Origin of the sequence: Arthrobacter sp. NPDC058097 (assembly GCF_042884885.1) — a bacterium.
Classification (GTDB): domain Bacteria; phylum Actinomycetota; class Actinomycetes; order Actinomycetales; family Micrococcaceae; genus Arthrobacter.
In genome coordinates, this window is record NZ_JBHVSZ010000001.1 from 588308 (window position 1) to 602663 (window position 14356).

14 protein-coding genes are annotated in these 14356 nt (G+C 66.9%); 7 read left to right on the top strand and 7 right to left on the bottom strand.

Annotated elements, in window-relative coordinates; genetic code table 11:
• Positions 1-8: 8 nt before the first annotated feature.
• Both ACFVTE_RS02770 and hisD read right to left on the bottom strand, forming a co-directional pair.
• A complete protein-coding gene (locus tag ACFVTE_RS02770; RefSeq protein ID WP_387096510.1) occupies positions 9-764 on the bottom strand; it encodes an SDR family NAD(P)-dependent oxidoreductase in 756 nt (251 codons plus the stop codon).
• An 11-nt stretch (positions 765-775) separates the two neighbouring features.
• The gene (gene hisD / locus ACFVTE_RS02775; RefSeq protein ID WP_387096512.1) at positions 776-2122 is read right to left on the bottom strand and encodes a histidinol dehydrogenase; all 1347 of its coding nucleotides are present in this window, start codon (positions 2120-2122) and stop codon (positions 776-778) included.
• A gap of 204 nt (positions 2123-2326) precedes the next feature.
• On the opposite strand from hisD, the gene ACFVTE_RS02780 reads away from it, so the two are divergent.
• Positions 2327-3679: an MFS transporter gene (locus ACFVTE_RS02780; protein WP_387096515.1), complete on the top strand. Its 1353-nt coding sequence runs from the start codon at positions 2327-2329 to the stop codon at positions 3677-3679.
• Positions 3680-3819: 140 nt separating this feature from the next.
• Positions 3820-4833, top strand: coding sequence for a LacI family DNA-binding transcriptional regulator (locus tag ACFVTE_RS02785; RefSeq protein ID WP_387096517.1), 1014 nt, complete (start codon positions 3820-3822; stop codon positions 4831-4833).
• 16 nt (positions 4834-4849) lie between these two features.
• On the opposite strand, the gene ACFVTE_RS02790 is transcribed toward ACFVTE_RS02785, so the two are convergent.
• Positions 4850-5197: a GNAT family N-acetyltransferase gene (locus ACFVTE_RS02790; RefSeq protein ID WP_387096520.1), complete on the bottom strand. Its 348-nt coding sequence runs from the start codon at positions 5195-5197 to the stop codon at positions 4850-4852.
• A 24-nt stretch (positions 5198-5221) separates the two neighbouring features.
• On the bottom strand, positions 5222-6235 hold the full coding sequence (locus ACFVTE_RS02795; RefSeq protein ID WP_387096523.1) for a pirin family protein: 1014 nt from the start codon (positions 6233-6235) through the stop codon (positions 5222-5224).
• A 152-nt stretch (positions 6236-6387) separates the two neighbouring features.
• Between ACFVTE_RS02795 and ACFVTE_RS02800 the strand changes: the two genes are divergently transcribed.
• Positions 6388-7032 carry an NADPH-dependent F420 reductase gene (locus ACFVTE_RS02800; protein WP_387096526.1) on the top strand — a complete coding sequence of 215 codons (645 nt, stop codon included), beginning with the start codon at positions 6388-6390 and terminating at the stop codon, positions 7030-7032.
• Positions 7033-7123: 91 nt separating this feature from the next.
• On the opposite strand, the gene ACFVTE_RS02805 is transcribed toward ACFVTE_RS02800, so the two are convergent.
• A complete protein-coding gene (locus ACFVTE_RS02805) occupies positions 7124-8143 on the bottom strand; it encodes an ABC transporter substrate-binding protein (RefSeq protein WP_387096529.1) in 1020 nt (339 codons plus the stop codon).
• Between the two features lie 188 nt (positions 8144-8331).
• On the opposite strand from ACFVTE_RS02805, the gene ACFVTE_RS02810 reads away from it, so the two are divergent.
• Both ACFVTE_RS02810 and ACFVTE_RS02815 read left to right on the top strand, forming a co-directional pair.
• Positions 8332-8946, top strand: a complete 615-nt coding sequence (locus ACFVTE_RS02810; RefSeq protein ID WP_387096532.1) for a DUF6919 domain-containing protein — start codon at positions 8332-8334, stop codon at positions 8944-8946.
• A 179-nt stretch (positions 8947-9125) separates the two neighbouring features.
• Positions 9126-10289 (top strand): ABC transporter substrate-binding protein, encoded by a 1164-nt coding sequence (locus tag ACFVTE_RS02815; RefSeq protein WP_387096535.1) that lies wholly within the window; start codon positions 9126-9128, stop codon positions 10287-10289.
• Between the two features lie 117 nt (positions 10290-10406).
• On the opposite strand, the gene ACFVTE_RS02820 is transcribed toward ACFVTE_RS02815, so the two are convergent.
• Together ACFVTE_RS02820 and ACFVTE_RS02825 are read right to left on the bottom strand one after the other, a co-directional pair.
• The gene (locus ACFVTE_RS02820) at positions 10407-10850 is read right to left on the bottom strand and encodes a hypothetical protein (protein WP_387096536.1); all 444 of its coding nucleotides are present in this window, start codon (positions 10848-10850) and stop codon (positions 10407-10409) included.
• A gap of 212 nt (positions 10851-11062) precedes the next feature.
• Positions 11063-11779 (bottom strand): GntR family transcriptional regulator, encoded by a 717-nt coding sequence (locus ACFVTE_RS02825; protein WP_387096538.1) that lies wholly within the window; start codon positions 11777-11779, stop codon positions 11063-11065.
• 126 nt (positions 11780-11905) lie between these two features.
• Here ACFVTE_RS02825 and ACFVTE_RS02830 point away from each other — a divergent pair, with 126 nt between their 5' ends.
• Both ACFVTE_RS02830 and ACFVTE_RS02835 read left to right on the top strand, forming a co-directional pair.
• Complete coding sequence (locus ACFVTE_RS02830; RefSeq protein WP_387096541.1) at positions 11906-13324, top strand: sugar porter family MFS transporter; 1419 nt, start codon at positions 11906-11908, stop codon at positions 13322-13324.
• Between the two features lie 35 nt (positions 13325-13359).
• Complete coding sequence (locus ACFVTE_RS02835) at positions 13360-14322, top strand: N-acetylglucosamine kinase (RefSeq protein ID WP_387096544.1); 963 nt, start codon at positions 13360-13362, stop codon at positions 14320-14322.
• The last annotated feature ends 34 nt before the right edge of the window (positions 14323-14356 follow it).

The window sequence follows — 14356 nt, forward strand, 5'->3', positions numbered from 1 at the left end:
GGGGCGGGTCAGCGGATGGTGTAGCCGCCGTCGATGGCCAGCGTGTGCCCGGTGATGAGGGAAGCCGCGTCGCTCAGCAGGAAAGCCACCCCGCCGGCGATGTCTTCCGGTTCGCCGAAACGTCCGATCGGGATCCGCGACAGCAGCTCGTCCGCCCAGTCCGGCCTGCTGAGCGTGGACGCCGTCAGTTCCGTCCGCACGAACGTCGGGGCCACTGCGTTGACCCGGATTCCGGCCGCTGCCCACTCCAGGGCCAGGATCTTGGTCAGGTGGATCATCCCTGCCTTGCTGGTGCCGTAGGCCGCGCGCTCCTCGATCCCGACGATCCCCGCCTGGGAGGCGATGTTGACGACGGCCCCGTGGGTGCCGGCCTCCACCCAGCGCCGGGCCAGCGCCGTGGTCAGGAAGAAGGTGCCCTTGAGGTTGGTGTCAAAGACGGTGTCCCAGTCGTCCTCCGTCAGCTCAAGGGCAAGCTTGGGCACGTTGACTCCGGCGTTGTTGACCAGCAGGTCAATACCGCCGCTGGCCTGCTGGAGGGATTCAACGAAACCTTCTGCATTTCCGGTGTCGGTGAGGTCCACGGCCAGCGGCGGGGTTCCGTACCGTTCACTGATCCGCTCGGCCGTTTCGGCATCTCGGCTGGTTCCGTAGACGGTGGCGCCGCACTCGGCAAGGCCATCAGCGATGGCCTTGCCGAGTCCGCGGCCCGCCCCGGTGACCAGGGCCTTCTTGCCGTCCAGTCGGAAATTCGGTGCTTTCGGCACTGGCGTCCTCTTTAGCTGTCGAAGGTGTGGTCCGACCAGGGCAGGGAGGTGCCGCGGTATTTCGCTGCGCGGACGTCGCCGGACCGGGCGTGGCCTTCAAACCGCTCCACCCTGGACGCACGGCCGCAGAGTTCGCCGAAGAAGGCGCTGGATTCGGTGTTGGTCACTTCCTGGTAGGTGACGGTGCGCAGGTACTTGCCCACCCAGAGGCCGCCGGTGTAGCGGGCCGCGCCGCGCGTGGGCAGCACGTGGTTGGTGCCGATCACCTTGTCGCCGTAGGACACGCAGGTTCCCTCGCCGAGGAACAGGGCGCCGTAGTCGTGCATCTTCTCCAGGGCCTCGCGGGGGTTCTGTGTCAGGATTTGGACGTGCTCGTAGGCGTACTCGTCGGCCAGGGCGTACGCGTCGTCGAGGGTCTCCACCACGTGGACGGCGCCCCAGTCGCGCCAGGCCGCGGCGGCGTAGTCGCGGGTGGGCATGTCCACGAGGATCGTGTCGATGTGCTCCATCACCTTGCGGCCCAGCTCCTCGCTGGTGGTGATCAGCACGGCCGGGGAGTCGGGGCCGTGCTCGGCCTGGGACAGGAGGTCGACGGCGACAATGAACGGGTCCGCGTGTTCGTCCGCCACGATCAGGACCTCCGTGGGGCCTGCGAAGAGGTCAATGCCGACCTCGCCGAAGAGCTGGCGCTTGGCCTCGGCAACGAAGGCGTTGCCCGGGCCTGCCAGCATGTTCACCGGCTTGATGGTCTCTGTGCCGATGGCCAGGGCGGCCACGGCCTGGATGCCGCCCAGCAGGTAGATCTCGTCGGCGCCGGCCAGGTACATGGCGGCCACGGTGGCGTCCGGGACCTCGCCCTGGATCAGCGGGGTGCAGGCGGCGACGCGCTCCACGCCGGCCACCTTGGCGGTGACGATGGTCATGTGGGCGCTGGCAAGGAGCGGGTACTTGCCGCCCGGGATGTAGGCGCCGGCGGCCTGGATCGGAACATTCTTCTGGCCGAGGAACACACCGGGGAGGGTCTCGATCTCAAAATCCGAGAGCGACTCAAGCTGCTTCTGCGCCATCGCGCGGACCTGCTGCTGGACGAACTTGATGTCCTCGATGACCTGCTCAGGAACCCGGGCCATGATTTCGTCGAGCTGCTCCTGGCTGAGCAGGAAGGATTCGGGGGCGTGCTTGTCGAACTTCGCCGAATACTCGCGGACGGCTTCGTCCCCCCGCTCGCGGATGTCGGCAATGACGGCCTCCACGGTGGCGCGCACCTCGGGAGTGCTCCCCCGGGCCACGCTGTTGCGCTCGGGCTCCTTCAGCAGGGTGGAGTCCACGGCGGTGCTAAGTGCTGTTGTAACGGTCATCAGGGTTGCCTTTCCATCTTCGTCGATGGGCGACCTATGGAGCGCCCGGCCAGTCCCTTGGGACCGGATGATCATCGAGTGTATACGTATACATTTGTTGGCACAAGGGCTTGTATCTGGTTTTTGCATACGTATACACTGCTAGTCACGAGCCAGCCGGTGTGGCTGGGCTCACTGTCCGGACGAAGACAAAGGAGTCTCTACATGAGCGCCCCCGTGACAACGGCAGCACCGCCGGCCATCGATCCGAAGATGCGCCGCAAAGCACTGATTTCCTCAGTGCTCGGCAGCTGCATCGAGTGGTACGACTTTTACGTCTACGGCGTTGCCGCCGCCATCATCCTTAACACCCAGTTCTTCCCGCAGGTGAGCCCCTTCGCCGGCATCCTGCTGTCCTTCAGCACCTACGCGATCGGTTTTGCCGCCCGCCCTGTCGGCGGCATCATCTTTGCCCACTTCGGGGACCGGCTGGGCCGCAAGAAGATGCTCATGGCCACCCTCGGCCTGATGGGTGCCGGCACCTTCCTGATCGGCTGTCTACCCAACTTCGCCACGATCGGCATCGCGGCACCGATCCTGCTGGTCCTGCTGCGGATCATCCAGGGCATCGGCGTCGGCGGTGAATGGGGCGGGGCCGCCCTCATGGCCACCGAATACGCTCCCGCCAAGCGCCGCGGATTTTTCGGCTCGTGGCCGCAGATCGGCGTTCCGGCCGGGACCCTGCTGGCCAACGGCGCGTTCTTCATCATGGGCGGCCTCATGTCGCCGGAGCAGTTTATGGCCTGGGGCTGGCGCATCCCGTTCCTGGTTTCCATCCTGCTGGTGGTGCTGTCCTTCTACATCCGCCGCAACGTGGACGAATCCCCGGCCTTCGAGGAGATCAAGCGCAAGGGCGAGATCGAGAAGATGCCGGTGGTCAAGGTCATCAAGACCCGCCCGCTGACCATTCTGAAGGTCATCATGATGCGGTTCGCCGAGAACGCGAACTACTACATCTACACTACGTTCCTGCTGGCCTACGGCCCGGCGATCCTGCTGGAGAAGAACAGCATCCTGCTGGCAACCATGATCATGGCCGGCCTGGGCATCTTCTCCATTCCGTTCTGGGGCTGGGTTTCCGACCGCTGGGGCCGCCGCTACACGGTGCTCGCCGGTGCGGTGACCATGCTCCTGATGGCTTTCCCCTTCTTCTGGGGCGTTCAGACCGGAGACTTCTTCATTGTCCTGCTAGTCCTGGTCCTGACCTGCAACGTCGGTCGCGACCTCTGCTACTCGGTGGAACCGGCATACTTCACTGAGCTGTTTGAGCCCAAGCTGCGCTACTCGGGCGCATCTGTCGGGCCGCAGGTCGCCGCGGTCTTCGCCGGCGGCTTCGCGCCGCTCATCGCCACCGCCCTGATCGGCCCTGAGTTTGACCGGTTCTGGCTCGTCGCGCTGTACATGATCGCGACGTCGGCCATCACCATCGTGGGTGCGCTCTGGTCGCCCGAGACGGCACCGCGGGTCCGGCTCCGCCGTGGCCTGAGCGCCGAGCACGATCCCACAGCCAGCCGATAGCCGACTCGGCGGCACCGCCGGCCCCGCGCAATGTAGGGGGCGTCGGCGGTGCCGGCTTCAGGGATTGGCTACTCTGAAACGACGAACGTCACATCCGCAGGACGCCGGCGCGAACGGCGCCGGAAAAGGAGAACACCCCGATGGTCACCAGCCGTGATGTCGCAGAACTCGCGGGCGTTTCACAGGCCACAGTGTCCCGGGTGATGTCCTCCCCCGCGAAGCTGTCCCCTGCAACTCGGGCCCGTGTCCAGGCAGCCATGGAAACGCTGGGCTACGTCCCCCACGCCGGGGCCCAGGCCATGAAAACCAGGCGGACCAACACCATCGGCGTAGTGGTCGCTGACCTGACCAACCCGTTCTACCCGGAGGTCCTCGATGAACTCAGCCGCGAGCTGGACACCGCTGGTTTCCGCGTCGTCATCTGGAACGCAGGAGGCGGCAGCCACCACGACGCACTAAAGGCCATCCGGGAACACGCCGTCGACGGCGTCATCTTTACGACGGCCACAGAGGATTCCGTCGAGCTGCAGGCGGCCATTGAGAAGAAGAGCCCGATCGTCCTCATCAACCGTGTGGTGGAAGGCCTGGACTGCGACCAGGTCACCAGCAACAACACCGAAGGGGGCGCCGCCGTCGCCGACTACCTCCTGGACAACGCCAGGACCCGGGTGGCCTTCATCGGCGGTGCGGAAAACGCGAGCACCTCGCGTGAGCGCGCCCGGGGCTTCCTGGACAGGATGGCAGGCCGGGGCCACAGCGTGCCGGAACACTTCCGGTTCCACGGCGGCTTCTCCCACGATGTCAGCGCACAGGTCATGAACCGGCTGCTAGCCCGTGCCGAGCGGCCCCAGGCCGTCTTCTGCGCCAACGACCTGATGGCCTTCGGAGCCCTGGATGCGTTGCGGGCCAACCGGATTCCGGCGCAGGACTGCTGGGTCATCGGCTACGACGACGTCGACATGGCGGCGTGGGATTCCTTCAGCCTCACCACCGTCCGCCAGCCCAGCCGGGACATGGCCCGCGCGGGTGCAAAGATGCTGCTGGAGCGCATCCATGCCCCCGGCGAGCCGCCGCGCAGGGTGAACTTTCCGTGCGACCTGATCGTCCGTGGCAGTACCGGGCTCGCCGGAGCGGGGAACGCAGGGCAGGCGTAAGCCCGGCCCCCTGCCGCTACCGCCGCGCGTTCTCGAGCGCGGCCAAGTGCTCGGGGCGGACAGCGGCGGCGCGCTCCTGGTAGTCCGGGTGCTTGCGCAGCCAGAGCTTGACGTACGGGCAGACAGGCACGACGGCGATCCCGGCCTCCAGGGTATCGTCCAGCGCGTCCTGGACAAGACGCGCAGCCAGGCCCTGCCCGGCGTAGTCCTCGCTGACTGTCGTGTGGTAGAAAATCCGCTCCGGCCCCTGTTCCCCTTGATACGGCAGGTAGTGCGCCTTCCCGATGACGGCGTCGCCGTCGAGGAGCTCGTAGCGGCGGCGCTCCGGGGCGCTCCGGACGGTCAGGGTTGATTGCTGTTCCAAGGGTCCTCCTGGGTGGGTGATCTGTCAGCCGCGGGGCCGAAGCCGGGCGTTGGGCAAAGCCGGCGCAGGCAGCGGCGCCGGATAGCCTTCCGGAAAAGGCCCAAAACGGGGGAAGGGTGTGCCGTCCGGGTACGTGTTGCCGGCGGGGGCGTCGCCAGGTTCGGCACCGATCTCTGCCTGCCAGGCGGCGCGGTAATCAACCACTTCCTCGTGCGTGCGCCCGACGAAGTTCCACCACATGACGATCTGCTCACCGAGGGGCTCGCCGCCGAGGATCAGCACCCGGGCCGGCGCCTGTCCGGCCTCCAGCGCAATCCTGGTCCGGCCGGGGCGCAGGTAGTGCAGGTGGTCCACCGCCAATGCGGTCCCGTCGAGGGAAACGTCACCGGTGTCGAGCAGGATGCCATGTTCAAAGGACGGGTCCAGGTCCAGTTCGAGCCGCCCGCCGGCATGAAGCACCGCCTCGGCACCCAGCAGCGGCGGAGTGTACGTGGCCACGGGCGAGGTGGACCCAGCGAGAGAGCCGAGGAAAACGCGCAACTCGCTGCCGTCTCCCTGCACAGGTTCGGGCGCAAAGTGCTCGAACGTCGGGGCCATGTTCCTGGTTTCCTCGGGCAGGGCGTACCAAAGCTGGGCACCATGGAGGATACGGGTGTCCGGGGTAGAAAACTCCTGGTGGGAGATCCCCCGTCCGGCAATCATGAGGTTGACTTCCCCGGGGCGGACAGTCGCCGCGTACCCGGCCGAGTCGCGGTGGGCCACGTTGCCGCTGAACAGCCAGCTCACCGTCGCCAGGCCCGTGTGGGGATGGCGCGGGACTTTCATGCCGCCCGACTCCGGGACGAGGTCCGGGCCATAGTGGTCCAGGAAGCACCAGGCGCCGATGAGGCTGCGCTGCTTCTGGGGTAGCGTCCGGCGGACGGGCATGGCCCGCGGCCCGCCCAGGGGAACGTCCCGCGGGGCCAGGAACTCGATCACTTCCGCGTGGTCGCCTTCCGTGCAGACGATCTCCTCCGGGAAGGTTTCCAGGTTGCTCATGCCGATCATCCTTTCAACAATGCGGCTTTCGGAGCAACGGGTCGTGCAGGGACCGAGATTTTGATTGACGCTTCAAATTTGCGCAAGCACACTGGGTGGGAGCTGGGAACTACTGCAGCGCGTGTCTCGCCCATCAGAGGAAGAAGAACACAATGACTGACATCACCATCATCGGAACCGGCAACATGGCGCGCGGGCTCGCGACCCGGGCCATTGCAGGCGGCAAGAGTGTCCAGCTGCTCGCCCACGAGGACAAGGCCAAGGCCGACACCCTCGCGGCCGAGCTTGGCGGCCAGGTGACCACCGGCGTGGTGGGCGACGACCTCAGCGGCGCCGTCGTGATTCCCGCCGTCTACTACGATCCTGCCAGGGCCGTGGTGGCCAAATACGGCAGCGCACTGGACGGCAAGGTGTACGTGGACATCACCAACCCGGTGGACGTGTCCACCTTCGAAGGACTCAGCGTCCCCGAGGGCAGCTCCGCGGCCGAAGAGCTCCAGAAAACCACTGGGGCCAGAGTGGTGAAGGGCTTCAACACCACCTTTGCCGCGACACTGGCCTCCGGCGACGTGGCCGGCCAGCAGCTCGACGTCCTCATCGCGGGCGACGACGAGGACGCCGTGCGGGCCGTGGCGGACTTCGCCTCGGCAGGCGGCCTCCGGCCGATCGTCGTCGGGCCCCAGCGCCGGGCCCGACAGCTCGAACAGGCCGGGTTCCTGCACATACTGCTCTCGGTCAACGACCAGTTGCCCGAGTACCAGTGGAATTCCGCGCTTAAGGTGATCCCGGCGAGCTAACCGACAGGACGAGCCGGAAAACCCATCGGCTGCTCCGTAACTGCCGTTTTCAGGTCTGATAAGGGCAGGTACGGAGCAATCGATGAAGGACCTAGCTCTTGGGCAGGCCCGCCGGGTTCAGCTCCGACTTGGCAACGGCCTCGGAAGACAGGCCCCAGCGGTCCAGGATCTTGCCGTAGGTGCCGTCCTCGATCAGGTGGTTCAGGCCGGCCTGGGCAGCGGCGGCGAAGCCGTTGCCTTTCTTGGTGGTGGCTGCAATGCTCGCCTTCAGCGGCCAGCCGCCGTCCACCAGGCCCACCAGCTTGGTCTTCTCGTCGGTGGCGGCCTTGTAGGCGGCGGTGGCGTTCGGGCCGAACGTCAGGTCCGCGCGGCCGGACTGCAGCGCCAGGTTCGAGGCGGAGTCGTCGTCGTAGTACTGGAACTCGACCGGCTTCAGGCCCTTGGCCTTGTTCTCCTCGTCCCAGCGCAGCAGGATGGATTCCTGGTTGGTGCCGGAGCCGACGATGACACGCTTGCCGGCAACATCGGGAGCCGATTCGACCTTGGTGATGTCGCTGCCGCTCTTGGCGTAGAAGCCGAGCTTGTCGTCCCGGTAGCTGGCGAAGTCGAACTTGAGCTTGCGCTCCTCCGTCACCGTGACGTTGGAGAGGACGGCCTCGTACTTACCGGATTCGACGCCGAGCGGCCAGTCGGCCCAGGCGGTGGGCACGATCTCGGCTTCCAGCCCCAGCGTCTGGGCGAGCGCGACGGCGATGTCCACCTCATTGCCCACCGGCGTCTTGTTGTCGGTTGCGTACACCGCCAGCGGCGGGGCGAACGGGCTGACGGCCACGGTCAGCTTCCCGTCCTTCTTGATAGCTTCGGGAACCAGCGCCGCGGCCTTCTCGTCCACGGTGACGGGGAACCGGTCCTGCTCAGGCGTCAGGTTGAAGGTCTTGGCAGCCGACGTGGCCGTGTTTGTGGCGGCCGGCGCGTTCGCGGAAGCCGCAGCCCCGGGATCGGAGCACGCGGAGAGCGCCAGCAGAGTAGTTGCGGCGAGGGCCACGCCCACCGCCGGTTTGAAGCCCGGCTTGAGTGCGCCCGTGCGGGACTTGAGAGACTGACGGACCATGGGTGCCCCCTGATGTAGCGGATGAAAAGTAGTGAATGCGAAGGTTGTGGCAGCAACTATCCGGCAGCCCAAAAGGTCGGTCAAAGCGCGGAGAAACCGGAAGATACACTGCGTAACCGCGATTCACACTCCGTTCGAAGGCGTCATTCAGCCTGTCGGACAACCCGGGACCGCGCCTAGCATCGAGTATGAGCGATCAATTCACGACCGAACGCGACAGCTACGGCAGGCTCCTGGCAGACCGTGAAGTGTGGCGGCAGGCGGGCAGCCTGGCAGCCGCCGGGGAACTGACCGCGCGGTGGCTTGAGGGCACCAGCGAATACCAGCCGGGAACCCTCGCCGCCCGCTTCGACGACGAGACCCAGCCCATCGCGGGCCAGCTTGCTGAGCTCAACCGCAGCGGACTGTTCACCAAGGAATCCCAGCCCGGCCTCGGGCCCGACGCCGGCCATGCCCAGCGCGAGTACGTCACCGGCTTCTGCTCCGCGGAGTCGGCGGCCCTCCTGCTGCGGCTGTCGGCGGGGACGGAATTCATTGCCATCGCGCACGCACCCGGAGAGGTCAGCCAGGCATCAGTTCCGGTCACCCTGCACGACGGGGAAGTGGTCACGGTTTTGGGAAGCAGCGAAAACCCTGTCGAGTCGGAGCAGATCCAGGACTGGGCCCGCGAGAGCAACGAAACTCTCGCCCTCCTGCTGGCGGACTCCTGGTACGTCGAGCTCCTCGACCCCGTCTGGGGCCGGCAGCAGCACCTTTTTCCCGCCGTTTTGGAAACCCTGAAGTCCGCCGCGGGAGGTCTTTAACCCCGGATTTTTAACGTTCCGCGACGCCCGGTGAAGCTATGAGACCGCCCGGATGACCGATTGCGACGCCGGATGAACGCCTGAGTCGACAGCCATTGTGGCCGCCGGATTGGCCTCCGTAATCTCAATCCAACGCTCAGCGCCATCCCCTCCGCTCCATCATCCGAAAAGGAAACATCATGTCTTCTACAAACGAGAATCCGGGCTCCACCCGGATCGCCGCGGGCCAGCCCGCCGGCCGGAAACGCCCCAGCGGCCTCAAGATCGGCATCGCCGCCGGCATCCTGGCCGTCCTGGGTGCAGGCGTCGCCGTCGCCACCACGGCCGCCAACAACGCCGCCCCGGGTTCCGCCAACGCAGCCGCCGTCACCAGCCCCGCCACCGAGCTGAAGCTGGGCTACTTCGGAAACATCACCCACGCCACCGCGCTGGTCGGCGTCCAGAAGGGCTTCATCGCCAAGGAGCTCGGGGACACGAAGCTGAGCACCCAGGTGTTCAACGCCGGTCCGGCCGCCATCGAGGCACTGAATGCCGGCGCCATCGACGCCACCTACATCGGCCCGAACCCGGCCATCAACTCGTTCGTCAAGAGCAAGGGCGAATCCATCAGCATCATCGCCGGGGCAGCCTCGGGCGGTGCGCAGCTGGTGGTGAAGCCGGAGATCAAGACCGCGGCCGACCTGAAGGGCAAGACTTTGGCCTCCCCGCAGCTGGGCGGCACGCAGGACGTGGCGCTGCGCGCTTGGCTGGGCAAACAGGGCTACAAGACCACTCCCGACGGCGGCGGGGACGTTGCCATCAACCCCACCGAGAACGCCCAGACGCTGAAGCTGTTCCAGAACGGCAAGCTCGACGGCGCGTGGCTGCCTGAGCCGTGGGCCTCCCGCCTTGTGCTCCAGGCCGGCGCGAAGGTCCTGGTGGATGAGAAGGACCTGTGGGACGGATCGCTGACCGGCAAGCCGGGCGAGTTCCCCACCACCATCCTGATCGTGAACAAGAAGTTCGCCGCGGAGCACCCGCAGACGGTGGAGGCCCTGCTCAAGGGCCACGTCGAAGCAGTGAAGTGGCTCAACGACACCCCCGCCACCGAGAAGGCCACGGAAGTGAACGCCGCACTGAAGGAAGCCGCCGGCAAGGCCCTTTCGCAGGAAGTCATTGACCGCTCGCTGAAGAACATCGTTTTCACGGTGGACCCGCTGGCCGGAGCGTTCAAGAAGCTGCTGCAGGACGGCGTGGACGCCGGCACCACCAAGCAGGCCGACATCAGCGGCATCTTCGACCTGGCCAAGCTCAACGAGGTCACCGGCGAAAAGACCTCTGCCGCAGGACTGGGCAAGGAGTAGCCCGGCAAGGATTAATCCGTACGACACACAAAAGGATCCGGGGGGAACATCCCCCCGGATCCTTTTTTGGTTTTAAGTCGTAGCCCCGAGTCAGCGCGACATCAGCGTCGGTCCCCGTTACAGCGCGGTCGAATAGTCCCTGGAGTATTCCGGCGCCGCATATTCAGGCACGGCATATTCAGGCACCGCCGAGTACTCAGGCACGGCGTACGGGTCCTCGGCGGTTTTCAGGGCGTAGTGAAAGACCATCCCGCCCGGGCTTTCCTGGCTTCCGACATATTCGGCGGCAGCCCATTCCCCGCCGGCCACGGCTCCGGCCCAGGCGTGGGCCTCTTCCCAGTGGACGGCCGAGGCCCTTCGGCCCGGCTGCAGGCTCATGGACACCGCAACGCGCACCGAAGGCCGGCCCTCGGATGAACGGGGGCAGGTGAAGCCGACGATGTCCACGGAAACTCCCGGGGTGGCCAAGCACGGCCGGCGGGCCATGGTGGTGGCCGCCGCGTCAAGACCTCCGGAACCGATCTCCTGACTCGCCAGTGCGTGCACCTGGCTGCGGAACATGTTGAGTTCCGGGCCGCATTGCGTACGGATTCTGTGAACCAATGCTGTGATCATGTCCCCCTCGATCCAGGGAGGGCGTTACGCCGCCCCGTCGTTGATTATGGACTTACACAACCACCGCGTAACTTGCTTCACAACGCCCGGCGACTCCCGCCGTCGTGCAACGCAACACTGGTTCACCTACCGCAGTAGGGCGTAACAAACGCCCAAGCTCAGACATGCATCCGTGCCACGAAACGGAACCGGTCACCCCGGAACACCGATTCGGTCCACTCCACAGGCCGCCCCTCCGGGGTGAACCCGAGGCGGTGGACCAGCAGCATGGGGGCGCCCATTTCGACGTCCAGGAGCTGCACCTCGGCCGGTCCTGCCAGCTTCGTCTCCACGGTGTCCTCCACCTCGGCGATCCGGATGCCGTAGTCCTCGCGCAGGGCAGCGTACAGGGAGCCGCGCTCCGCCACGGTCCGCGCAAGGTCCGGCAGCGGCCCGGCAAGGAACGCAATCTCGTGCGCCAGCGGCTCGCCATCCACCAGCCTGATCCGCTCCACCCGGTGGATGTCCGTACCCGGGTCCACGGCCAGGCGGCGCGCCGTGGCGGGATCAGCCGGCAAAACGCTCACATCCACGATCCGGGCCGCAGCCATGAGGCCCTGACTCGCGGCGTCCTCGGAAAATGACGTGAGCTGGCGGACGTGTGTCACCTTGGGCGGCGCCACATAGGTCCCCCTGCCCTGTGTCCGGTCCAGGCGGCCCTCGGCCACCAGTTCGCCGATGGCCTGCCGGACCGTGGTGCGGGACGTCCCATACTGCTCGGCGAGCGCCCGCTCGGTGGGGATCAGCGTTCCGGGCTCCGCGTCCTCGATCAGGGTGAGGATCTGCTCCTTGAGTACGTAGTACTTGGGCAGGGCAGCGGCCGCGGAGGTTTCCATGAACCTGATGTTACCTATTGACACGAAAATTGGTCTAGGCCAAAATGGGTGAAATTGGTTTACACCAATTCCGGTTTGCACCAAAAGCCGAACCCAATTCCCCACCCCACTTCCAAGGACCCAAAGATGTCGTTCCTGCAAGACCTGCGCCAGACGCCCCGCCTCGGCCTACTGGTCGGCGGCACCGCCGCCACCATCGGCATAATCTACGGCTACGACCTGTCGAATATCGCCGGTGCCCTGCTGTTCATCACCAAGGAGTTCCAGCTCTCCACCAGCCAACAGGAGCTGGTGACCACCGCCGTCGTCGTCGGTGAAGTCCTGGGCGCCGTGCTCGGCGGCTGGCTCGCCAACAAACTGGGCCGCAAGGCCTGCATGGTGGGCGTGGCCGGAGCCTATGCGGCGTTCGCGGTGCTGAGCGCCCTCGCCGCGGACGTGCCCATGCTGCTCGTGGCCCGCCTCCTCCTCGGTCTGACCATCGGCGTCTCCGTGGTGGTGGTGCCCGTCTTCGTGGCTGAGTCGGCGCCGCCCAAGGTGCGCGGCGCCCTCCTCGTGGCGTACCAGGTGGCCACGGTCATCGGCATCATCATCGGCTACCTGGCCGCCTACGTCCTGTCCTCCACCGAGAACTGGCGGCTGATGCTGGGCCTGGCTGCTGTTCCCGCCCTCGCGGTCCTCGCCGTCACCCTCCGCCTCCCCGACACCGCCCGCTGGTACATGATGCGCGGACGCACCGAAGACGCCCGCCGTACCCTCAGCTCCATTGAGCCGGATGCCGACGTCGACGCCGAACTGGCAGACATGCGCCGCGCCATCAGCGAAGAGCGCGGCGGCGGCCTGCGCGAGATGCTCCGCTCGCCGTACCTGAAGGCGACCGTGTTCGTCGTCGGCCTCGGCTTCTTCATCCAGATCACCGGCATCAACGCCGTCGTCTACTACAGCCCCCGGATCTTCGAGGCCATGGGCTTCACCGGCAACGCCGCCCTCCTGCTGCTGCCCGCGCTGGTCCAGGCTGCCTCCCTGGTGGCCGTGTTCGTCTCGCTGTCCCTGGTGGACCGGGTGGGCCGCCGCCCCATCCTGCTCGGCGGCATCGGCATGATGATCGCGGCCAACGCCATCCTCGTGGGCGTCTTTATGGCCGGGCGCGACTTCGGCGGAATCCTGACCGTGGTCGGCTTCCTCGGGGTCCTGCTGTTCACCGTGGGCTTCACCTTCGGCTTCGGCGCGCTGGTCTGGGTCTACGCCGGAGAATCATTCCCCGCCCGGCTGCGTTCCCTGGGCGCCAGCGCCATGCTGACCTCGGACCTCGTGGCCAACGTGATCGTCGCGGCGTTCTTCCTCACCATGCTGCAGCAGCTCGGCGGTGCCGGCACGTTCGCGGTGTTCGGCGCGCTGGCCATCGCCGGCTTCATCTTCGTCCACCGCCTCGCCCCCGAAACCAAGGGCCGGAACCTCGAGGAAATCCGCCACTACTGGGAAAATGGCGCCCGCTGGCCGGAAGCCGCCGACAACTCTGACAGCAGCAGCAAGCCGGCGGCCAAGTGATGCGGCGCGTCCCTGGCCCGGACCGTGTCCTTGGTTTGGACCGTGTCCTTGGCCTGGATATTGGCGGCTCCAAGACCCACGCCATTCTGGCGGAGGGTGGAACGGACGACGGCGGGACTACACTTCCCCGGCAGCTCGCTGAGTGCACGGTGGGCAGTGCAAATATCGCCTCCGTGGGGCCGGACGAGGCCGCCGCAGCGCTGGACGACCTCGCCGGACAGCTCGGCATCGGCGATCCCGCGGGCCACGGAATAGACACCGTCTTTGCCGGCGCCGCCGGGGCGGACACGCCGGCCGCCCGGGAACAGCTGGCCGGCCTGCTCTCCCGCCGTTTCCCCGGAGCCCGGATCCACGTGGACCACGACACGCGCATCATCCTCGCGGCCGGCAGCCTCACTGCCGGCACTGTCCTCATCTCCGGCACCGGCTCCGCCGCGTGGGCGAAGGCCGGCGACGGCAGGGAGGCCCGGGCCGGCGGCTGGGGCTACCTGCTCGGCGACGAAGGCAGCGGCTACGCCGTGGCCCGCAGCGCCGTCTGCAACGCCCTGCAGGACTCCGACGACGGCCTGCCCGCCGGGCCGTTGACGACCCAGCTTTTGGATCAGACCGGAACCGCGGAACCCGGTGACCTGCTGGACCTGTTCTACCGCCGGCCCGAGCGCCGGTACTGGGCCGGACAGGCGGGCGCCGTGTTCAAACTGGCAGCCTCGGACGCTGCCAGCGCAGCGATCGCCGACGACGCCGCCCGGCATCTCGCCCGCCTGGCCCTGACGGTGAACCGGAGGCTGGGCACCATTGAGGAAAATGCCCCGGTGCTGCTGGCCGGCGGCATGCTGGCCAACCAGCCGGCATTGGCCGCCAGGGTGCGGGAGCTGCTGGCAGCCAGCGGCCTCACCGACGTCCGCGTGCTGGACTGCGCACCCGCCTGGGGCGCCGTGGAGTTGGCCGGCCAGCTTGCCGGCACACCGCACCGGCCTCCCACCACAATCCCCGCCTGATCCACTCTCACCACATGCCCCGCTGATCCCACCC